Annotated in this window: 19 protein-coding genes; 8 read left to right on the top strand and 11 right to left on the bottom strand. The window is 37.9% G+C overall.

Annotated elements, in window-relative coordinates:
- Nucleotides 1–4: 4 nt before the first annotated feature.
- Together CDOM16189_RS05395 and CDOM16189_RS05390 are read right to left on the bottom strand one after the other, a co-directional pair.
- On the bottom strand, nucleotides 5–337 hold the full coding sequence (locus tag CDOM16189_RS05395; RefSeq protein ID WP_170000816.1) for a hypothetical protein: 333 nt from the start codon (nucleotides 335–337) through the stop codon (nucleotides 5–7).
- Nucleotides 338–348: 11 nt separating this feature from the next.
- Nucleotides 349–1,665: an NFACT RNA binding domain-containing protein gene (locus CDOM16189_RS05390; RefSeq protein ID WP_170000815.1), complete on the bottom strand. Its 1,317-nt coding sequence runs from the start codon at nucleotides 1,663–1,665 to the stop codon at nucleotides 349–351.
- Between the two features lie 122 nt (nucleotides 1,666–1,787).
- On the opposite strand from CDOM16189_RS05390, the gene leuC reads away from it, so the two are divergent.
- The 4 genes from leuC to CDOM16189_RS05370 all read left to right on the top strand — a co-directional run bounded on the left by leuC (nucleotide 1,788) and on the right by CDOM16189_RS05370 (nucleotide 5,389).
- Nucleotides 1,788–3,053, top strand: coding sequence for a 3-isopropylmalate dehydratase large subunit (leuC, locus tag CDOM16189_RS05385; RefSeq protein ID WP_170000814.1), 1,266 nt, complete (start codon nucleotides 1,788–1,790; stop codon nucleotides 3,051–3,053).
- Nucleotides 3,054–3,191: 138 nt separating this feature from the next.
- Entirely contained in the window at nucleotides 3,192–3,752 is a 561-nt protein-coding gene (locus tag CDOM16189_RS05380) for a molybdenum cofactor guanylyltransferase (protein WP_170000813.1), read from the top strand.
- Nucleotides 3,749–4,747, top strand: a complete 999-nt coding sequence (locus CDOM16189_RS05375) for a phospholipase A (RefSeq protein ID WP_170000812.1) — start codon at nucleotides 3,749–3,751, stop codon at nucleotides 4,745–4,747. The genes CDOM16189_RS05380 and CDOM16189_RS05375 overlap by 4 nt, the downstream gene beginning before the upstream one ends.
- Nucleotides 4,748–4,819: 72 nt before the next feature.
- On the top strand, nucleotides 4,820–5,389 hold the full coding sequence (locus tag CDOM16189_RS05370; RefSeq protein WP_170000811.1) for a YceI family protein: 570 nt from the start codon (nucleotides 4,820–4,822) through the stop codon (nucleotides 5,387–5,389).
- A 42-nt stretch (nucleotides 5,390–5,431) separates the two neighbouring features.
- Here the strand turns inward: CDOM16189_RS05370 and CDOM16189_RS05365 are convergent, their stop codons facing one another.
- The 8 genes from CDOM16189_RS05365 to recA all read right to left on the bottom strand — a co-directional run bounded on the left by CDOM16189_RS05365 (nucleotide 5,432) and on the right by recA (nucleotide 16,384).
- On the bottom strand, nucleotides 5,432–6,553 hold the full coding sequence (locus tag CDOM16189_RS05365; protein WP_170000810.1) for a glycerate kinase family protein: 1,122 nt from the start codon (nucleotides 6,551–6,553) through the stop codon (nucleotides 5,432–5,434).
- A gap of 82 nt (nucleotides 6,554–6,635) precedes the next feature.
- Entirely contained in the window at nucleotides 6,636–8,006 is a 1,371-nt protein-coding gene (locus CDOM16189_RS05360; protein ID WP_170000809.1) for a GntP family permease, read from the bottom strand.
- 171 nt (nucleotides 8,007–8,177) lie between these two features.
- Nucleotides 8,178–10,181 (bottom strand): rhodanese-like domain-containing protein, encoded by a 2,004-nt coding sequence (locus CDOM16189_RS05355; RefSeq protein WP_170000808.1) that lies wholly within the window; start codon nucleotides 10,179–10,181, stop codon nucleotides 8,178–8,180.
- 83 nt (nucleotides 10,182–10,264) lie between these two features.
- On the bottom strand, nucleotides 10,265–12,211 hold the full coding sequence (locus CDOM16189_RS05350) for a multiheme c-type cytochrome (RefSeq protein WP_249321585.1): 1,947 nt from the start codon (nucleotides 12,209–12,211) through the stop codon (nucleotides 10,265–10,267).
- 772 nt (nucleotides 12,212–12,983) lie between these two features.
- A complete protein-coding gene (locus tag CDOM16189_RS05345) occupies nucleotides 12,984–13,766 on the bottom strand; it encodes an AMIN domain-containing protein (RefSeq protein ID WP_170000806.1) in 783 nt (260 codons plus the stop codon).
- Between the two features lie 13 nt (nucleotides 13,767–13,779).
- The gene (locus tag CDOM16189_RS05340) at nucleotides 13,780–14,046 is read right to left on the bottom strand and encodes a septum formation initiator (RefSeq protein ID WP_169975436.1); all 267 of its coding nucleotides are present in this window, start codon (nucleotides 14,044–14,046) and stop codon (nucleotides 13,780–13,782) included.
- Complete coding sequence (gene eno, locus CDOM16189_RS05335) at nucleotides 14,043–15,293, bottom strand: phosphopyruvate hydratase (RefSeq protein WP_169975434.1); 1,251 nt, start codon at nucleotides 15,291–15,293, stop codon at nucleotides 14,043–14,045. The genes CDOM16189_RS05340 and eno overlap by 4 nt, the downstream gene beginning before the upstream one ends.
- A complete protein-coding gene (recA, locus tag CDOM16189_RS05330; RefSeq protein ID WP_169975432.1) occupies nucleotides 15,293–16,384 on the bottom strand; it encodes a recombinase RecA in 1,092 nt (363 codons plus the stop codon). The genes eno and recA overlap by 1 nt, the downstream gene beginning before the upstream one ends.
- Nucleotides 16,385–16,547: 163 nt before the next feature.
- Here recA and CDOM16189_RS05325 point away from each other — a divergent pair, with 163 nt between their 5' ends.
- Genes CDOM16189_RS05325 through CDOM16189_RS09785 form a run of 4 tightly spaced genes read left to right on the top strand, consistent with a single transcriptional unit; the run spans nucleotide 16,548 to nucleotide 19,580 of the window.
- Nucleotides 16,548–17,420 (top strand): menaquinone biosynthesis family protein, encoded by an 873-nt coding sequence (locus CDOM16189_RS05325; RefSeq protein WP_169975430.1) that lies wholly within the window; start codon nucleotides 16,548–16,550, stop codon nucleotides 17,418–17,420.
- Nucleotides 17,421–17,687 carry a flagellar biosynthesis protein FliQ gene (fliQ, locus tag CDOM16189_RS05320; protein ID WP_169941033.1) on the top strand — a complete coding sequence of 89 codons (267 nt, stop codon included), beginning with the start codon at nucleotides 17,421–17,423 and terminating at the stop codon, nucleotides 17,685–17,687.
- Nucleotides 17,684–18,457, top strand: a complete 774-nt coding sequence (locus CDOM16189_RS05315) for a UDP-N-acetylmuramate dehydrogenase (protein WP_169975428.1) — start codon at nucleotides 17,684–17,686, stop codon at nucleotides 18,455–18,457. The genes fliQ and CDOM16189_RS05315 overlap by 4 nt, the downstream gene beginning before the upstream one ends.
- Before the next feature lie 58 nt (nucleotides 18,458–18,515).
- Nucleotides 18,516–19,580: a tetratricopeptide repeat protein gene (locus tag CDOM16189_RS09785; protein WP_211436591.1), complete on the top strand. Its 1,065-nt coding sequence runs from the start codon at nucleotides 18,516–18,518 to the stop codon at nucleotides 19,578–19,580.
- Nucleotides 19,581–19,617: 37 nt separating this feature from the next.
- Here CDOM16189_RS09785 and CDOM16189_RS05305 read toward each other — a convergent pair whose 3' ends face one another.
- The gene (locus CDOM16189_RS05305; protein ID WP_169975426.1) at nucleotides 19,618–20,715 is read right to left on the bottom strand and encodes a nicotinate phosphoribosyltransferase; all 1,098 of its coding nucleotides are present in this window, start codon (nucleotides 20,713–20,715) and stop codon (nucleotides 19,618–19,620) included.
- Nucleotides 20,716–20,896 lie beyond the last annotated feature (181 nt).

Here is a 20,896-nt window from a genome sequence, read left to right as displayed (position 1 = left end):
TTGCTTATATTTTAATATCTAAGATCGGTTTTTCCGTTTCATCTGCGATGGCGTCATCATTTTCAGCCTCTTTATCGCTTAAATTTTTTTGTTCCCCATCATCAAAAACACTCTCTTGTTGATCGCTTTTGGATTTTTCATGCTGATGTTGCGGATCTATCCTGTATGTCTCCTCGGTCGGGCGCACCTGTGAAACCTCTTCGTTTTTTTCATCATTTAAAGTCATTGCGGCTAAATTTTGTAAATCAAAGCGATTTTGCACCTCAGCCTGTTTATTTGAGACGATATTCATATTTTGGTTGATAAAAATAGTATTTCCGATAGGCGTTACAGGCATTTTATCTCCTTTTACTCTTTTACTACTACTATCGTCTTAAAATCTGTATAGTTTACATTAGCGCCCTCATTCATCTTGACATTTGCTCTTTTTGTGTAATCCACTTCGTAATTTCCAGCTCCATTTACGCTAAATTCCACGCAAAGCTTAGCGGCAAATTTTAAAACTTCCTCACTGGGCGACATTTTTGCTGTTTTGATTATAACGTGAGCCGAGGCGATATCTTTTAAATGAAGCCATATGTCATCTTTTTTGGCGCTTTTTAAAAGAGCTATATTGCCTTTCTCGTTTCTGCCAACCAAGATTTTATAATCACTTATAAAAAAGCTCTCGACTCCGTCACTATTGTCATCTTTTTGCTTTGATTGAGTCTTTTTAGGATATAAAATTTCAAGTTCGCTTGATGTCTTTGCATTTTGTATCAAATTTAGTAAATTTTGATAAAAGCTCAACTTTTCCTCTAAATTTGCCCTCTCATTTATGACACCAATTGATTTTTGTTTTAGTCTTTTTGATTTTGTAAAAAATAAATTTGCACTATTTTTTGGCGTATCGGGGATAGAAATTTTGAGGCTTTGTCCGTCAAAATCAACTAAATTTAACTCCCTATCAAAGTCTTTTAAATTATGTAAATTTGCTAATATCAAGGTTGCGTTTTTGCTTAAAATTTCACTTTGATTTGCCAGTTCATCTGGGCTTTCAAGAGCATCTATGCTCTCTTTTAAAGATTCGATTTTTTTTATAATTTGAGCCGATTTTATATCTTTTAAATTTGCTAAATTTTTACTGCTAAGCCTTTTAAATTCATCTTTAAAAAACTGCTCAAAGTCATCTATCCTTTCGACCTCTTTTTCCCTTATCTCTATTGGTTCAAGCTGGACTAAAACTTTGCCTGGTTTTACCTGTCTTAAGCTATTTTCAATATGTCTTAAAGCCTCGATTATAACGCCATTTTCATCGGTTATTATCGCATTTGTAAAGCGCCCTGTAAATTCCAAAAAAAGATGATTTTTAACACTCTTATATGAACCCTCTTGGACACAGACAAACTCTAAAATTCTATTGTTTTCAAGAGTTTTTACGCCTAAAATTTTAGAGTTTGAAAATCTTTTTTTTAGAGCTATATCAAATGGGGCTTTGTATTCTTTTATAGCGATAAAATCGTCATTTGAGTAGATAGACGAGGATGATTTGCTAAGGTCAAAAAATAGAGCAAATTTAGAATCAAACTGTATCAAAATAGCCATATCCGAGGCTCTTTTGATACCTGTAATTTTTCTAAATTTAGCCAAATATGTTTCAATCTGTTTTAAATGTGCGTATTTCATAGCCGCCATTATACGAAAAATTAGCAAAATTTTGATAAAATCGGGCAAATTTTAAGTTTCGCAATAAACAATATATACAATATCTTTAGCCAAATTTAAAGAGATTGCTTAAAAGGAATTTCATGAAACAAACTATCACTGAAAAAATTTTCTCAGATCACGTAGGACGTGAGGTATCAGCTGGAGAGATCATAGAGTCAAATATCGATATGGTCATAGGTAACGACATAACAACACCGATTTCTATCAAACAATTCGAGAGAAGCGGTGCAAAAAAGTTGGCAAATCCCGACGGATTTTGTATTGTAATGGATCACTACATCCCTGCTAAAGATATTTTAAGCGCAAATCAGGCCAAAATTTCGCGCGAATTTGCTTATAAACACGATCTAAAAAATTATTTTGACGAAAAAGATATGGGCATAGAGCATGCCCTGCTTCCAGAAAAGGGTCTTGTAGTGCCAGGAGATGTGATCATCGGAGCTGACTCTCACACCTGTACTCACGGTGCGCTTGGAGCATTTTCTACAGGCATGGGTTCTACCGATCTAGCCTATGCAATGATAACAGGCAAAAATTGGTTTAAAGTGCCACCAACTATAAAAGTAATTTTTAAAGGCAAGCTTGGCGCACACGTCTACGGCAAAGACCTCATCCTTGAAATAATCCGCCGCATAGGTGTAGACGGAGCTCTATATAAGGCTCTTGAATTTAGCGGAGAGGTTATAGATAACCTTGATATGGATGGGCGCTTTTCTATGTGTAATATGGCAATAGAAGCCGGTGGAAAAAGCGGAATAATAGCCGTAGATGAGACTACAAAGGAGTTTTTAAAAGATAAAACTCTGCGTGCTGAGCCAAAATTTTTCTATTCAGACGATGGTGCAAGATATGAGCAGATAATCGAAATAGACGTGACAAATCTTGATCCTGTTATAGCATATCCTTTTTTACCAAGCAATGGAAAGAGTGTAAGAGAGGCGGTCAAAGATGATCTGGCAATAGATCAGGCATTTATCGGCTCTTGCACAAACGGTAGATTGAGCGATCTTAGGATAGCCGCCCAAATTTTAAAAGGCAGAAAGGTGGCTAGAAGAACAAGGCTCATAATCACTCCGGCAACACAAAAAATAGCTCTGCAAGCCCAAAAAGAAGGACTTATGGACATCTTCGTAGAGGCGGGAGCTGTCGTAAGTAATCCTACATGCGGAGCGTGTCTGGGCGGATATATGGGTATCTTAGGCGTTGGCGAAAGATGCGTAAGTACCACAAATAGAAATTTTGTCGGTAGAATGGGTGATAGAACCAGCGAAGTATATTTAGCCAATTCGGCTGTTGCTGCAGCTTCGGCAGTAGTAGGAAAAATAGCCGACCCAAGAGATTTGTAACACACTATTTCGTGAGCGGGATTATAATTTATAATAAAAATTTAATCCCATCTCACGAAACCTTCATAGAAATTTTTATTGATTTTGAATTTTTGCTAGAATACTAATTAAAAATAGTCTAAAATTTTAAGGAAAAAGATGAAAAATTGCGTTATTTTAGCAGGTGGCAAAAGCTCCAGAATGGGCAGAGATAAGACTCTGTTGCCATTTAAAGGCTTTGCCACGCTTACGCATTTTCAAGTGGATAAATTTAGCCAAATTTTTAAAAACGTCTTTGTAAGCTCAAAATTTGATAAATTTGATCCGCCGTTAAGGCTTATCAAAGATAAGATAAGCGATGATTTTTCACCGATGCTAGCACTTTTTAGCATACTTTCTAGTTTTAAAAACGAATATGTATTTATAATCCCTGCAGACATGCCATTTGTCAATGAAAACACCATAAAAGAGCTTTATAAATTTACAAATGAATTTGATATAGTAGTGCCTATGGATGACTCTCACACACACTCTCTTTGCGGGTTTTTTAATGCAAATTTAGCCGATATCGCAAAAGAGCTATATGAGCAAAAAGAGCATAAAATAGGGATTTTACAAAGCAAATGCAGATGCAAAAAGCTAAAATTTCAAGATAAAAAAGAGTTTTTTAATATAAACTATCCAAACGAATACGAAGAAGCTACAGGAGACAAACTATGAAATTTATATATATATTGCTATTTTTGTGCATAAATTTAGTAGCAAGTAGCACTCAAGAGCTCTATGACAAGGCGGCTGATCTTGAAAAGCAAGGAGATATAAAAGGAGCTCTTGAGTACTATAAATTAGCTGCCAAATCAGCACTTGACAACAACAATACGGTTAAGTCAGAGCTTGGAGCAATAGCTCCCAACAATACAGTAGTCCAAATTCTGGAAAACAGCAAAGAGACAAATGATAAACACTTATGGGAGTCTTACGAGAGTGCAAAGCCTTACAACTTAGATGAAATTTTAGGTATAAAAATGCACCACTTAAACTATATTTTGCCTGCCTCAGTCGCTTTTAAAGAGGTGGAAGGAAGGCGAAAATTTGAGACAAACTTCCAAATCAGTCTTCAAAAGCCAATACTTTATAACGTTTTTGATCTAAACGAAACCATCTCTTTTGGTTACTCTCAAGAATCGTGGTGGCAGACCGCAAAGAGCTCTACTCCGTTTCGCGAGACAAACTATAGACCGGAACTGTTTATAACTTTTCCTACAAAAATACCGTTTTTGCAAAGCCTAGACTATTTAAGATTTGGACTTTTGCACGAAAGCAACGGGCAAGGAGGTGAAAAATCAAGATCATGGAATAGAATTTATGCAGAGGCTAAATTCTATATCAATAACTTATTGATAATTCCTCGTGCATGGATTAGACTACCTGACCCTGACGGCGCGGACGATAATCCAGATATTGAAAAATACATAGGAAAAGCCGATGTGACACTTGCTTATCCATACAAAAGACATATGCTAACCGCAATGATAAGAAACAACTTGCAATTTGATAGCACCAACAAGGGCTCCTTTGAGCTTGGATGGCTTTTTCCATTCGGACAATCAGGAGTTTACGGATACTTAAAATACTTTAGCGGATACGGTGAGAGCCTTATAGACTACGATAGGCGTAGAGATAAGATAGGTATTGGTTTTGCTCTAGTGAAATAAAAAAGTAACTTATTTATCATCTGTTTTTAAATTTAAATTATACTTTTGAAAAATTATTCAAAAGGAACAACAATGAAAAAATTTATCAAATTTTCTGTTTTAGCAGCGCTTTGCGCAAGCTTTTTAAATGCAGCAAGCTATGAAATAGATAAATCTCATAGCGACTTGGGATTTATGGTTAGACACCTAAAAATTTCAAAAGTTCGAGGAAATTTTCAACAATATAATGCCTTAATCGACTATGATAAAGCATCAAATGAGCTAAAAGCACTTGAGGTTAGCATAGACGCAAATTCTATTAACACACAAAATCAAAAGAGAGACGAGCATTTAAAGAATAATGATTTTTTCGATACGCCCAAATTTGACAAAATCACATTTAAAATGACTAAATTTGAAAAAGAAGGTTCAAACGAAGGTAAAATTTATGGTGACTTAACCATAAAAGGTGTTAAAAAGCCTATTAAGCTAGACTTTGAGTATCATGGAGATAGTAAAAACATGAGCGGCGCAGAGGTAATAGGCTTTAGTGTAAATGGGGATTTAAAAAGAGAGGATTTTGGCATAGGTGAAAAATTCCCTGATGCAATGGTTTCAAACAAAGTTGAGCTTAAAATAGAAGTAGAAGCTAAAGCGAAATAATATAATAAATATGTCTGCCAAGGAGGCAGGCATATCAAAAAGTTATAATTTATAGAGCCTAATTACTTGCTCGCAAACTCGCCTTATGTTCTCTCTTGTAGTATTTTCATCCATTGCTTCATTGAGAGTCATAGGCTCATTTAAGATACTAAAAAAAGCATCTATACCATTTTCATTGCAGATTCTAGCATCTTCTTTTACGCATCCTGCTATTGAAACTACTGGCTTGTTGTGTTTTTTAGCTATTTTTGCAACACCTATAGGTGTCTTACCCATAGCACTCTGATAGTCCATTCTGCCTTCTCCGGTTATTACAAGATCCGCCTTTTTAATCTCATCCTCAAGTCTAATCTCTTCTGTAATAATATCAATTCCTGACTTTAGCTTGGCGTTTAGATAGCTAACAAATCCAAACCCCAATCCTCCGGCAGCGCCTGCACCTTTAAAATTCCAAAATTCGCTAGAAAAATACTCACTTGTGGCGCTTGCAAAACTTATAAGTCCTGCATCAAGCTCTTTTACCATCTGCTCATTAGCTCCTTTTTGAGGTCCATAAATGTAAGCGGCTCCGTTTTTACCAAAAAGAGGATTGTCAACATCACAGGCTATTAAAAACTCGCACTCTTTAAGCTCTGGCAACACATTAGATTCTGAAATTCTAGTGATTTTTATCAAATTTTCACCGATTCCTTCTAACAAATTACTGTCTTCATCATAAAATTCATATCCAAGCGCACTTAGCATACCTGTTCCTGCGTCATTGGTTGCGCTTCCGCCTATACCTATTATAAACTTTCTTGCACCCTTATGAATCGCATGAAGTATCATCTGTCCAAAACCATATGTGCTAGTCTTCATAGGATTTCTGCGATTTGGCTCTACAAGAGTAAGTCCGCTTGCGCTTGCCATTTCCAATATTCCAAGATCTCCTGCCAAAGCGTATCTAGCAGGGATTTTCTCGCCTAGTGGATTTTGAACTATCGCGTCTACATAAGTTCCGCCAAGCGCATCCGCAAGAGCTTCTACACTTCCCTCTCCGCCATCTGCTATAGGCTTTACTATAACCTCATCACATAAGTTTTTTATGCCTTCTTTTACTGCTTTGCCAACCTCAAGTGAGCTGAGCGATCCTTTAAAAGAATCTACCGCGACCAAAACCCTCATAATTTCTCCCTAAATTTATAAATTCCAATGGCTAAATTTGGAAATAAATACCAATTTTAGCCAAAAATGCAATATTTACAAACTATAGCAATATAAGTGAAGCTATCCATACGGTTAAAATACCTACAAGACCCATTATTAGCGTAAGAGTAGTTTGAGTTTTATATCCTTGCTCGGGCGTCATCTGGCTAAAGTTGGTTACAACCCAGAAATAGCTATCATTGGCATGAGAAACTGTCATCGCACCAGCAGCTATAGCCATTACGGTTAGCACCGCGCCCATCTCCGTAGTAAGACCCAAAGTAGCCATCATAGATGTTCCATCGGTGAAAAGTCCCATAATAGCAGCCGTTGTAGTAAGAGCTACTGTTGAGCTTCCTTGTGCGGTTTTTATGATAGCCGAGATAATAAACGGGAAAAATATGCCTACAGAGCCTATTATATGAGCATTTTGTTTCATAAATTCAACAAATCCGGCTTCTGCAATAACTTTGCCAAGAACACCGCCTGCCGCAGTTATAAATAAAATCGGACCCACTATTTTTAAAGTGTCGTTTGTCATTAGATTGAATTCGCCAATCTTGCCTGTTTTTGCTAGTAATACAACAGCAAAAATTACACCTATACCAAGAGCTATTACAGGGTTTCCCAAAAACAGCATAAAATTTGCAAAACCGCCTTGAAGTTTAGCCATCTTCACAATTGAACCAAGTGCCATTAAGACAATAGGAGCAAAGATAGGGGCAAGGCTTAAAAAAGCACTTGGTAGCACACCATGACTTTTAATAATCTCATCATAGCTCTTTCCAATATCTTGCATATCCTCTTTTAAAGTTATCTTAGTTCCTATGTATTTTGCATAGGCGTATGCAGCAATAAGAACAGGTATAGACACTACCATGCCAACCATAATCACTAATAGTAAATTTCCACCGACACCTACAAGTCCCGCTGCAGCAATAGGTCCCGGAGTAGGAGGAATAAATACGTGAGATGTATAAAGACCTCCTGATAGTGCTACAGCCATACCGACAGGATTCGCACTTATCTTTTCTTTGATGGCGCGACGAATTGGGTCAAGTACAACAAATCCACTATCGCAAAAAACTGGAATTCCAACAATCCAGCCCATGATAAGCATCGCCATTTCAGGTCTTTTCTCGCCAACACATTTTATAACAATATCTGCTAATTTCAGCGCTGCGCCTGTTTTTTCCAGCGCCATACCTATAAGTGCACCAAAAATAATAACTATGCCTATACTTTTAAATATTCCACTAAATCCATTTCCTATAATACCAGGAATTTTAGCAAGATCAATGTCAGCTACTATAGCAAGAGCTAAAGATACAACCATAATAGCAAGAAATGGATGAACTCCGACTTTGGATATAAGCCATATCATCAAAGCGATAGCTATAAGAAAACACACGATTAAACCAATACCACCCATAAAAGCTCCCTATGATATAAATTACATCCTAGATATTACCAAAAAACATATTGAAAAGACTTTAAAATTATATTTTTAATTGAATTTTATTTTGAAAAGCAAAATAGAAAAATAATAAAATTCCCCCGCTTGTCAGCAGGGGAATTTGTAGCAGGGATTAAAAATTAAAATTTAAGCTATAAAAGCGTAAATCATCATAAACAAGAACACCATACCAGTAATTAGCATAGCATAACCTGCAAGTTTGGCAAGCAGAGAGTATGAAGCAAACTTGTCCTCTTTTTCGATAAGCTTTTCTAGCATTCCGTTCTTCATCAAGCGGTCATACCACTTGCTTCTTTCTTGTCTCATCTCTTCGGCAGTTAGGCTTCCTGAGAAGATTACCGTATCCATTGGGAAGCGGTCTGCTCTAAAGTGAGTATTAAAGAAGTGGATAGCGAAGATAAATCCTGTCGCTAGCAACGCTTCGTCTGAGTGAACTAGAGTTGATAGGTTGATCATCCATCCCGGTAAGAAGTTACCAAACCAGTTAGGAAACCATAATATAAGACCTGAAAGTCCTATGATAAACATACCCCAGAACACCGCAAGGTAGTCGAATTTCTCCCAGTATGTCCAGCGGTCAAACTGAGGTCTTTCGCCCTTACCGATAAACCACATGAAGTGATCTTTCATATCTCTAAAGTCTTGAAGATTTGGCATCAAGCTATCTTCACCAAATATTTTAAATTTGCCTAGGTTCATCATGATCTCAGCTATGTGGCTGAAGAACACTGCAAACATTATTACCGCTGATATATGGTGAATTTGAGTAGCCATGATAGGTCCGCCCATTAAATTCATCATATCTTGAGCCCAAGGAGCCGTATAGAATTTTTGCGGCAAACCCGAGAATGCAAGTCCAAGGAACGATGCAGCCATAAAGAAGTGTTGCCACATATGGAATGCGCTAAAGCGTTTTACCTTAACTCTATCGTGGTGAGCTGCTTCTCTTGCTTTTTTCCAAGCGACCGGATTTTCAAGTCTCATTCTGATTAGTCTAATCGACCACAAGAATGTATGGAAACCAAAGAATGCAAATACCGCTATCACAAGACCTGTCATAAATATATACGCAGAGTGAAGCAGCGGGAATTTCTCGCCATCGGTATGGTCTGCGTGAGCTACGAAGCTAACGAAATTTGCGTTTGCGTTAGGGTGACACTCAGAACATGTCTTGATACGATTTTCTGTCATAGCTAGAGTCGATCTAGGATCGTCGATCTTAAATACGTTGTGTGTTCCGTGACAATCAAAACACGCAGCAACCCTTGGTGCTTCACCAGGTTTATTTAATAGCAGTGCTTTACCATGGAATGTATCATGATAATGCTTTTGTTGTTCTTCGTGACAAGAACCGCACTTTTGCTCGCTAAGCTGTTTGATATCAAGATGCATTTTAGCACCAGCTGTGTGCACAGAGTGACAATCACTACAATTTGGAAGCTCTTTATCAGGAGCTAAATTTTTATGAGCGTTCTCATCGTGAACACTGCCCATAAAGTCTTTTTTGACATCTTTATGACAGCTCATACAATTGTCGTTTACAAATGCCTTATCTTTAAAAAGCTCTTCACGTTGCTCTTTTGAAGCAAATGGAATTTTATCTGAGCTATGGCAATCTCTACAAGATGGAATTTTTCCAAAAAGCATACCGCCGTGGATTCCATCATCGTAATCTTCTATCTTCTCTTTTGTTAATTGTTTCCTAGCTTTGCCAGGTTTTTCAAATTTATTTCCAGCTATAATCCATCCCTCTATACCATCATTAAGAATATAGATGTTCTCATAGCCTTGACTTTTAGCAACTTTTGCTGCAACGCTACTATCAAAACTCATTCTGTTATCGCAGTAAAATATCAAATGAGCCTTTTTATCTTTTGGCAATAGCGATATGTTTAAATCATCTGCATTATTTAAGATCGCACCAGGAATGTGCCCGGATATACGACCAGCCGGTGAACTCATATCAATAAAGTATGTATCTTTTTGACCAAGCATCTTCTCGGCTTGATTTATACTAAGAGATTTTGCGCCCTCAATACCGAAATTCAGAGGCGAATCCATATTAGCAAAAAGATTATGAGATATCACTAAAGCAAAAAGTATCATAAATCTCATACACAATCCATACATATTCTTTCCTTTTTATAATCTCGATGAAATCATCAAGTTATAGCGGGTGAGGCTTAAAAGAAAAGCCTCACGAGCCGTTTGATTTATTTTGTTCTACCTTCTAAGATATCAGTTGCTTGCTCAACGTAAATCAAAGCTTCATCAACTAGTTTTAAAGAATATTTAGGACCGTGAACGCCCCAAGAGCCGTCTTTTTGTACTTTATCTAGTATGTCTTGCGCTTGTTTTGCAAAAGATATAATTCTAGCTTTTTGATCTGTAGATAGTTTTTTATTGTTGCTCATTGCTCTATCTATTTTTCTAAGTCCGATCTCAGCTTTTGAATATCCATCTTTTACAGGCATTTGCCACTCCATAACCAAATCATAGATCATAGCTTGATCTGTAAATTTAAGCTTATCAGGCAATGTTGATTGAACAGGGCTATGGCAACCGCTAGATCCAGGAGCCATTAGGTTAGGATCGCTAAAGCTTGTTCTACCGCATGACCACATCAAGTCAACGAAGAATCTTCCGTTTTCATCTCTATCAAGTGTCCAGCCTTTTACGGTCATAGGATCTCTTGGTTTGCCTTCAGGTGGGTTGATTGATTTTCTATCTTTATCAACCATGATGTTCCAGATGTGTGCTGCACGAACGTTATCAAATCCAGCTTTATCAGGGTTTTGAACAGCTGCGAAGTTCTCACAACTCATCATATTAGGCATATGACATCCTGTACAATTGTCTTTCGCGTGAATTCCGCCTTGTTTAAAGAAGCTCTTTTGAACTTCGTGGCAGTCTTCGCAAGTCTTTTTTAGACCTGTTAGAGTATAGCCATCTTTCCAATCGTTAGCTGTAACTTCGTGTGGATCGTGGCAAGTACTACATCTCATACCCTCGTCATAGTGAGCGGAGCTAAACATTTGAGCACCCTCTGTTCCGCATGATGGACAAGATGATTTAAAGTATGCGTTAAATTGTTTTCTTGGGTTCTTTTCAGCATCAGCTTTATGCCAAGCAAATCTTTGGTGACATCTTTCGCAATTGCTTGGCATACCAGCACCTCTAGCACCATACAAGTGAGCACCAGCACCGTGACACTCCTCGCAGCTAATACCTTTTGTTATAGTATGCTCTCTTAATTTCTTAGAATCACCAAGAGCTGCATAGAATTCGTCTTTAGTTTTGAAGTCAAATTTAAATGTATGACAAATTTCGCAATATGCACTTGCTGGTTGGAATTTGAAATTCTTTCTATTTGAAGCACCATATGAGTTCATACCCCACATATGAGAACCGCTCTTACCGAAATCTTCCATTTTGGTAGGGAACCCTGGAGAGAATTCTGCTATCTTTTTAGCCATTTCAGGAGTTAGGAATTTAGCCCATAAAACTGAGTATTGGTTACCACCAGCTACTAGTTTACCGGTAAGATCGCTTAATTTTCCATCCTCAACGTGATATGTACCACGAACTAACCATTTGTCAAGGAAGCCATATTTTGTTCTTGGTGTTCCGATGATAGCAAATATATCATCAGGCTCGATACCTGTTGTTAGAATAGGAGTTGTAGGAAGTGCTCCAGGAAGTCCTTTTTTAACGTCTCCTCCAACCTCATCAAGCTCTTCTGGCCATCTTACGGTTTTAGCGTGACGTGAACGCTCCCATTGCATATATTGAGCGGGGTGGCACTCGCCGCATTTTTTATGTCCAACAAATTTGTTAGGGAAGTCAAGGAATGACTCCATGCCAAGACGATATGTAACAGCAGTATGCTCCATATTGTTCTCTTTCGCATAAGCAGGACCTTGGTTTATCTCGATAAACTCTTCAACACGGTCACTTAAGCCGTATTTACCGACCAATCTTCCATCTTTTTCATATTTAAATACAGGGTGATTTTTCTTTAAATACTCCCAATACTCTTTCTCATGTCCAACATAGTCTTCCAATGTTCTTGGTGAAACGCCATCATTTTGGAATGTTTCTCCTTGAACAAAAGGCTCTTCATGCTTGTCCGATGCAGCTAGATTAGGCACAGCGCACATAGCAAGAAAAAAACTACAGGTTATAAATTTTAACCAACCTTGTTTCATCTTATTCTCCTTAATATTTTTTAAAACACAATATATTTTTTAAACAACATAAAATAATCAGTATAGAATCAAAACATCTTATAAAGATGTCTCAATCTTCAAAGAGAGCAGATTAAACCTGTCTCAACCTCGAATACCGCTCTTCTATACCGTTAAAGAGCAACCCCCGCTCTTGCCGACAACCCTCCTTTCACGAGCAAGAGAATTTGTATATAAAACATTTATTTAATAAAATCCTAATACTTTTTATTTTAAATAAATATTAAAATTCTTATGTAATTAAAATTTTTCTTGTTATGTATTTAAAATAAAAAATGCTCTCACTGTTGTTTTGTATAACTTTTATGTAACTTTTTATATATGAGTATTTTTAGTGTTGATACCTAGTATCAATAGTACCAAGTATTACTAAGGTGGTAAATTTTATTTAAAAATATTGAAATATCGTTAATACAGAATAATAAATTATCTGAAAAAAATGTATTAAATTTATACTTAAAGTATAAATAATATTAATTACTAATTATAAAAATATATTAAATAGTGTAATTAATAGTAGTAGAATAAAAAACTTTCATTATGTTACAATTGGAAACATTTTTTTATAGATTCGTAATATATTTTTACTTCAATTTTTAAAATATAAATTACTGAATTATTAACAAATTTAAATTTATTGCTATTAAAATTAGTCTGGAATGTATTTAGGTGTAAATATTGTATACTATTTGTTAACTTTTAAAATATACCCGTTTTCTATATTTTCAATAGTATAGTTGTATTTTTGATCAAGATTTATAGTTGCTCTATAAAATTTATCATGAGCACCAAAGGTTATGCTTTTAAACGCTCCGCAATCAAGCTTGAATGTCTTTGTGTAAAAATTTAAAGAATTGCTAAAGTCTATTACTATTTTCTTATCTCTATCTATTTTAAAATCTCTAATTTTTTTCTCAGAGGTCAAAAACTTAATTTGCATCAAATCAACCTCAAGAGTCATTTTTCTAAAATTTATAGTCTTAATCGGAGTCTGCTTGATATCTTCAACCGGTATTATTACAACATCTTTTAATGGCTCTTTCTTGGTTAAATTTTCATCTACTTTAATCTCTTTTTTAATCTCCTTTTTGAGAGTTGCATTTTCATCTTTTTTTATGGCTTTTATAGCTATCTTTGCTTCATCTTTTGTAACCGATACATCAGTTTTTGTAACCACTGACGGCGTAGCAACTCTAGTCAAAACAAACTCATCTTGCCAATCTATGCTTTTGTTTACATCTATAATCTTTTCTCTTACACTGCCATCTAAATTTTTATATTTTAAAGTAAGTGATATAAACTCTTTAGTATCGCTTGGGAATTTAATATGTTGCTTATCAAAAGGAGATAGAGTCTCTACTATATTAGTGGTCACGATATTTGTATTTAGTTTACCCACTGGAACAAAAGGATTTTCTCTACCAAAACAAAAACATAAAAATAGTATCAAAAACCAAATTTTTCTCATTGTTAAAACATCCTTAAGGTTCAAGGTCTTTCAGTTCAAAATATGTCTTTTGAAGCTCTGCATTATATTTTTTTAAAATTTCAACATCTTTTTTGAGCCGCTCTCTTTGATCTTGCAAATTTAACATCACATCCAAAGAGCGCTTACCAAATACCATATTTCCAATATATACACCAAACAATATGACAATGATGGTTATTATAAATAGTCTTAAGAAATTTTTAAAAGAGTATGATCTCCTTATCTCATTTTCGTCATACTCCTTTAAAATTTCACTCAAATTTCATTTCCTAAAAATTCATCCGTCTCAAGCTCGATCTCAAGCAAGCGGTTGTATTTAGCGTTTCTTTCGCTTCTTGAAGTTGCGCCCGTTTTTATCTGACCCGTATTCATCGCTACGGCAAAATCAGCTATAAAGCTATCTTCGCTCTCACCGCTTCTATGGCTCATCACGCAGCGATAACCTTTGCGTTGCGCTAGGCGGATTGTCTGCATCGTTTCGCTTACGCTTCCGATTTGGTTTGGCTTGATCAAGATCGCGTTTGCAACGCCTTTTTGTATGCCCTCTCTTAAAATTTTCTCATTGGTTACAAAAAGATCGTCGCCAACTAGCTGAACCTTGCTTCCAAGCTTAGCCGTAAGCTTCGCCCAGCCGTCCCAGTCATCCTCGCTAAGTCCGTCTTCGATAGAAAATATCGGATACTTATCGCAAAGTTTTGCGTAGTATTCTATAAGCTCTTCAGAGCTAAATTTTTTGCCCTCAAGCTCGTATTTGCCGTCTTTATAAAGCTCGCTTGCAGCCACGTCAAGAGCTAGCTTTATCTGCTCTCCTGCGGTGTAGCCAGCTTTTTTGATCGCCTCCATAATGATAGCGATCGGCTCTTCGTTATCCTTTAAATTTGGAGCAAATCCACCCTCATCGCCCACTGCCGTACTATGTCCGCCGGCGTTTAAGATAGCCTTTAGTTCGTGATAAATTTCAGTGGCCGCTCTTAGCGCATCGCTAAAGGTCTCAAATCCAAACGGCATCACCATAAATTCTTGAAAATCCACGCTATTGTTCGCATGAGCTCCGCCGTTTATAATGTTAAACATCGGCACAGGAAGCACACTTGCGTTTACTCCGCCAAGATAGCGATAAAGCGGTATATTTAGGCTTTTTGCAGCTGCTCGAGCAACCGCCATAGATACGCCAAGAACGGCATTTGCACCTAAATTTGAGTAGTTGTGAGTGCCATCAAGCCTTTTCATCTCTTCATCGATAGATTTTTGATCGTAAGCGTCAAGTCCGATGATAGCCTCTGCGATAGCTTCGTTTACGTTGCTAACCGCTTTTAGCACGCCCTTACCGCAGTAGCGCTTATCTTTATCTCTAAGCTCTAAAGCCTCACGTTTGCCGGTGCTTGCTCCGCTTGGAACAGTTGCACTTGCTACTGTGCCGTCGCTTAAGCACACAGTTGCGCGCACAGTCGGATTGCCTCTACTGTCAAGAACCTCTATCGCCATTACATCCTCTATAAAAACCATTATTCATCTCCTGTTTCTGACGCATCGTCGTCATCTTTTGAACTTCCTATGATATGATCAACACCCATTGAGCCTTTTATCGTGGCTACGATCTCTTCGGCCACTTCAGGATGCTCTTTTAAATAAGCTTTGGCATTTTCTCTACCTTGACCGAGTTTATTTGCCTTATAGCTAAACCAAGCGCCGCTTTTATCTACGATATCAAGCTTCACGCCGTAGTCTATTATCTCGCCTTCTTTGCTAATTCCCTCGCCAAACATAATGTCAAATTCAGCCACTTTAAATGGAGGAGCGACTTTGTTTTTTGCTACTTTTACCTTAGTGCGGTTTCCTATAGGCTCTTCGTTTTGCTTTAAAGTAGCGATTTTACGAACATCTATTCTAACGGAGGCATAAAATTTAAGCGCATTTCCACCCGTAGTAGTCTCAGGTGTGCCGTATCCCATAGCACCGATTTTCATACGAATTTGATTGATGAATATTACAGTTGTATTCATCTTGTGTAAAATTCCGGTGAGCTTTCTAAGAGCTTGAGACATCAAACGAGCCTGAAGACCTACGTGCTGATCGCCCATATCCCCTTCTATCTCGTTTTTAGGAGTTAGAGCAGCAACACTATCAACAACTATTAAATCAATAGCTCCGCTTCTGGCCAAAGTCTCTACGATATCAAGTGCTTGTTCGCCGTAATCTGGCTGAGAAATATAAAGATTATCCGTATCTACACCTAAATTTGCGGCATATTTTACATCAAGAGCGTGCTCGGCATCAACAAAGGCGCATACTCCGCCGGCCTTTTGAGCCTCCGCAATGATATGAAGGGTTAAAGTAGTCTTTCCCGAGCTTTCAGGTCCATAAATTTCTACAATTCTTCCCTTTGGAACTCCACCTATTCCAAGCGCCAAATCAAGTCCTAGCGAGCCCGTAGAGATGCTATCTATCGGCTCTATCTCTCTATCTCCAAGCCTGACAACCGTGCCTTTACCAAATGACTTATCAATCTGTTTTAAGGCTAGCTCTAGCGCTTTTTTCTTATCAGCATCAAGTTCAGCCGATCCTACTTTTTTCTTATCCTCTTTTTCTGCCGCCATTTGTTGCCTTTAAATTTTATAATTAAATTGCCTGATTTTATCAAATTTAAGATGAATTTCGGTTTATTTAATTCTTTTAAAAAATATAAAGATAACTTCTAATAATAGGCTATTTAATCAACTATTCATAAAATTTAACCTATAATCCTAAAAAGGATTAAATTTGAGACATTTTAAAGATATTAGCGTAGCGCATTCGCCCGATGCGGACGATATTTTTATGTATATGGCGATAAAATTCGGCTGGGTTGATTCTGCAAATTTGCGTTTTAGCAACCTTGCTTTAGACATCCAAACGCTTAACGTTGAGGCGCTTAAAGGTACTTACGACGCTACCGCGATTAGTTTTGGATTATATCCGCTTATAAGGGATAACTATGCCTTGCTTCGGTGTGCGGTTAGTTTTGGAGAGGGATACGGACCAAAACTGGTAAAGAAAAAAGATAAAATTCTAAAACGAAATTTCAAAGTCGCGCTCTCAGGCAAACACACCACAAACGCGCTTTTGTTTCGCGTGGCATATCCTGAGGCGCGCATAGTTTATAAAAATTTCTTAGAGATAGAAAATGCCGTTTTAAGCGGCGAAGTAGATGCAGGAGTGCTAATTCACGAAAGCATCTTAACTTTTAGTGACGAACTTTGCGTAGAGCGTGAAATTTGGGATATCTGGCGTGAGTTTGCAGGTGATAATTTACCGCTTCCGCTTGGCGGCATGGCCGTTCGTCGTTCACTTCCCATAACTGACGCCATAGAGTGCGAGCGAGTACTTACCAAAGCCGTTAAAATTGCAACCGATCATAAGCCGTTTTTATCTCACATGCTCATGGAGCGAAATTTGATCCGAGTCGATAAAGAAAAGCTTAAAATTTATCTAAATTTATACGCCAACGATAGCTCCGTATCGATGAACAAAACGCAGCTAAACGCCGTAAATAAGCTGTTTGAGATAGGCTATAAGCACGGCTTTTACGATGAGCTCGTAGACGCGCGCGACTATCTGGTGCCAACCGAATACAACGACATAAGGTTTAGCTAAATGCAATCAACCCTCATCGAACTAGGCATAGAGACCTTTAAAACCGCGCTTTATCTTAGCTTCCCTATGCTTTTAGCAGGTCTTAGTGCCGGTCTTATCATCAGTATCTTTCAAGCGACCACGCAGATAAACGAGATGACGCTAAGTTTCGTGCCAAAGATTATCCTTGTAGTCGTTGTTATCATATTTCTCATGCCTTGGATGGTGAGCATGATGGTTGATTTTACCATCCGCATGATCGAGTTTATCCCACACTTTGTTCAATGACCAAGCTTATTGATTTTTCTAAATTTACCTCGGTTAAGATAGGCGGCATGCACGAGGTTTTGCTCATAGATAGCACGCAAGATGGTACGCAAGGTCGCGTGATAATAGGCGGCGGAAACAACCTTTTAGTTTCGCCAAACCCTGCGCCAATGGCGATCTTAAGCGATAAATTTGACTATATAAAGCTTGAAGGCGAAATTTTAGAGATAGGCGCAGCTACAAAGAGCGGTAAAATTTATAATTTTGCCAAAAAGCACGATCTAGCGGGCTTTGAGTTTTTGCAAAATATCCCCGGCACCCTTGGAGGCATGATCAAGATGAACGCGGGGCTTTGTGGAATTTCCATGAGTGACAATCTGCTTGAAGTGCGTTTAAAACGAGGCTGGATAAAAAAAGAAGAGATAAAATTTGCTTACCGATATTGCGAGCTAAACGAAATTGTTTTTGCAGCTAAATTTAAAGCGACAAAAGGCTTTAACTCCACACTTGCAAGCGAATTTGCGCTTAAACGTTCAAACCAGCCAAAAGGAGCCAGCTTTGGAAGCTGCTTTGTAAATCCAACGGGCGATTACGCGGGCAGACTTATCGAGGCCGTTGGGTTAAAAGGACATTCTATCGGCGGTGCAAAATTTAGCGAAAAACACGCAAATTTCTTAATAAATTTTGATAATGCAAGCTTTGATGATGCAATAAATCTCATAAATTTAGCCAAGAAGCTAGTGCTGGAAAAATTCGGCGTAGAACTAAAAACGGAAGTTGTTATAATTTAGATTAAAAATATATTAAAAAGGTTATAATTCTTACAGATTTACTCGCAAGGAGGAGTCTATGAAAAAGTTAGCTTTAACCCTGTTTTTAGTATTTAGTTGCTTGTCGGTAGCACAAGCCGGACCAAATCACAACAACGGGCTAGCGGCAAAATCCAAAGGCCAGTGGAAAGACGCGGAGCACTACTTCAAGCTAGGTTGCTATAAAGAAAAAGTTGATTCTTCTTGCAAAGAGCTTGGGCAGCTTTATGAGTTCGGAAAGGGCTCTTATGTCAAAAAAGACTCGGGACTTGCAAAACAGGCTTATGAAAAATGCTGCGAGATATCATTTGGTAAAAGATCCGATTGCTGCAATAAAGTAAAAGACAAAACAGCCGTAAGCCCTGAAAAAGGTTGTGAAAGCGGCGATGCATCAGCTTGTATAGACTACGCTTATGAAAAACAAGATGTCAAATACTACCAAAAAGCCTGCGATTTGGGCTCAAATTTAGGATGTTTATGGACTGGATACTCATACACTGAAGGCAAAAACGGCGCGCAGCACGATCCTAAAAAGGGCTTTGAGATATTTTCAAAGCTTTGCAACGGCGGCTACGATGACGGTTGCAAATTCGTAGCGATGGGCTATAGAGACGGCAAAGGTGTCGAGAAAAACATAGACAAAGCGATCGAAATTCTAAGCCAAATTTGCGGGGGCGATAGATTTGACGGATGCGCAAAGCTGGGCGAAATTTACCAAGACGACAAATACGGCAAAAAAGACGAGATAAAGGCGTTTGGGTATTATTTGCTAGCCTTTACAAAAAAAGATCATGAAGCTTCAAGAAAATACGTAAAAGATAAAGATAACGCGGCAAAAGCTTGCGAAGCCAAGATCACCATTGGATGTGAATACGCGGGCTCTGCATACTACCAAGAAAAGCAATTTGCCAAAGCGGTGGAGTATTTTGACAAGGGCTGCGAACACGGCTTGGTTGAATCTTGCCTCTTTGCGGGCTACACATACCAGATGCCGCCTGCTGAAAGCGGGGTCGCAAAGGATCTTGAAAAGGCTAAAATTTACTTCAAAAAAGGCTGCGATATAGGCTCAGCTCAATGTTGCAGCGCTCTTGAATCTATAAAATAAACTTACAGGCGCAAATTTAGCTCGTTTGCGCCTAAATTTATCTTTCAAATTCTACTTTTTGCAAGCGCTCGGAGATGAAATTTCGGCGTCCTGCTTTGGCTTCTGCTTTGCCGTTTAGCTCCACAAGATCGCCCGTAAATCCGCAAGTATCGTTTCTAACGGTAAAGCTTCCTACGCCATAGATATCAACAGGCGTATCATGCGCTTCAAATTCGGCAATTTTTTCAGGAGTAAAGCCTGAGCTAACGACTATCTTAACATAATTAAAGCCATTTTCATCAAGCGCTTTGCGAAGCGCAAAGATAAGCTCTTTACAGACTCCATGCGGATCAAATCCGCTTGTGTCTTTATCCTCAAAATACTTGTCTATGAGGCTTTGAGATGTATCAACCCTAACGGCACCAAGCCTTGATTTTAGCGCATTTGCGGCTAAAAGTGCGTCAGTGATCACGTCGTTATTGTAATCAACAAGTGCGGTTACAAGCTCACCGGGAAAGGTTTTAGCGTAAATTTCACACGCCTTTACTATATCTCCCTTGCACATCTGAACAAGCGCGTGCGGCATAGTTCCTATACCTTTGCCACCCCACCAAAAGCCCTGAGCGTCGGTTGAAACACGATCTATGCCTGCAACATAAGTGGCGTATCCATCGCCTATCTGCGTTGAGATGTCATCTTGCCTATCCGCCATAGAAAAGACTATCTTGCCGTTTGCAGCCTTTAAGGCTCTATCGACATTCGTAGCTACCGAGCTTCTGCGAGCTAGCGTGGCATCTATAATATTTTCTAAAAAGCCGAAATTTTCATACTTGCCGCTTATCTTTAAAACAGGTTCGTTTGCATTTATGATATCTCCGTCGTTTAACGCCTGAATTTCAAGCTTCTCAGGCTCTTTGGCAAAGGTATGCACTATCGCTATGGCTTCATCGATCCCGCACAGAGTGATGTTATCAGCTCTTTGAAAAAACTGCATAGTCACGTGTTGATTAGGCAAATTTTGCTTTATGACCTGATTTATCTTCAAAAAATATCTTGCAGTATAAAAGCCCTCGGCAATCCTTGGGTCAAATTTGAAAGTTTTGTTTGTAAGGCGCTTGATGACGCCTTGTTTTTTTAGTTCTATCTCGTTACTCATCATACTCTTTCATCCAAATTTAATCCCTTAGTCTATCCAAATTTATTTTAACAATAAGAATTTTATGAGGCAATAGTTTAAATTTATGTCTAATAATATAAAACCATCGTCTAAAAGAATAATCCATAAATATACATGTTGCCAATTCATTACATCAAAGACATTAAACCAATTTAACCAA

This window comes from Campylobacter sp. RM16189 (assembly GCF_012978815.1).
Classification (GTDB): domain Bacteria; phylum Campylobacterota; class Campylobacteria; order Campylobacterales; family Campylobacteraceae; genus Campylobacter_A.
The sequence above is the reverse complement of the archived record's forward strand: the minus strand, read 5'-3'. Positions and strand labels throughout refer to the sequence as shown.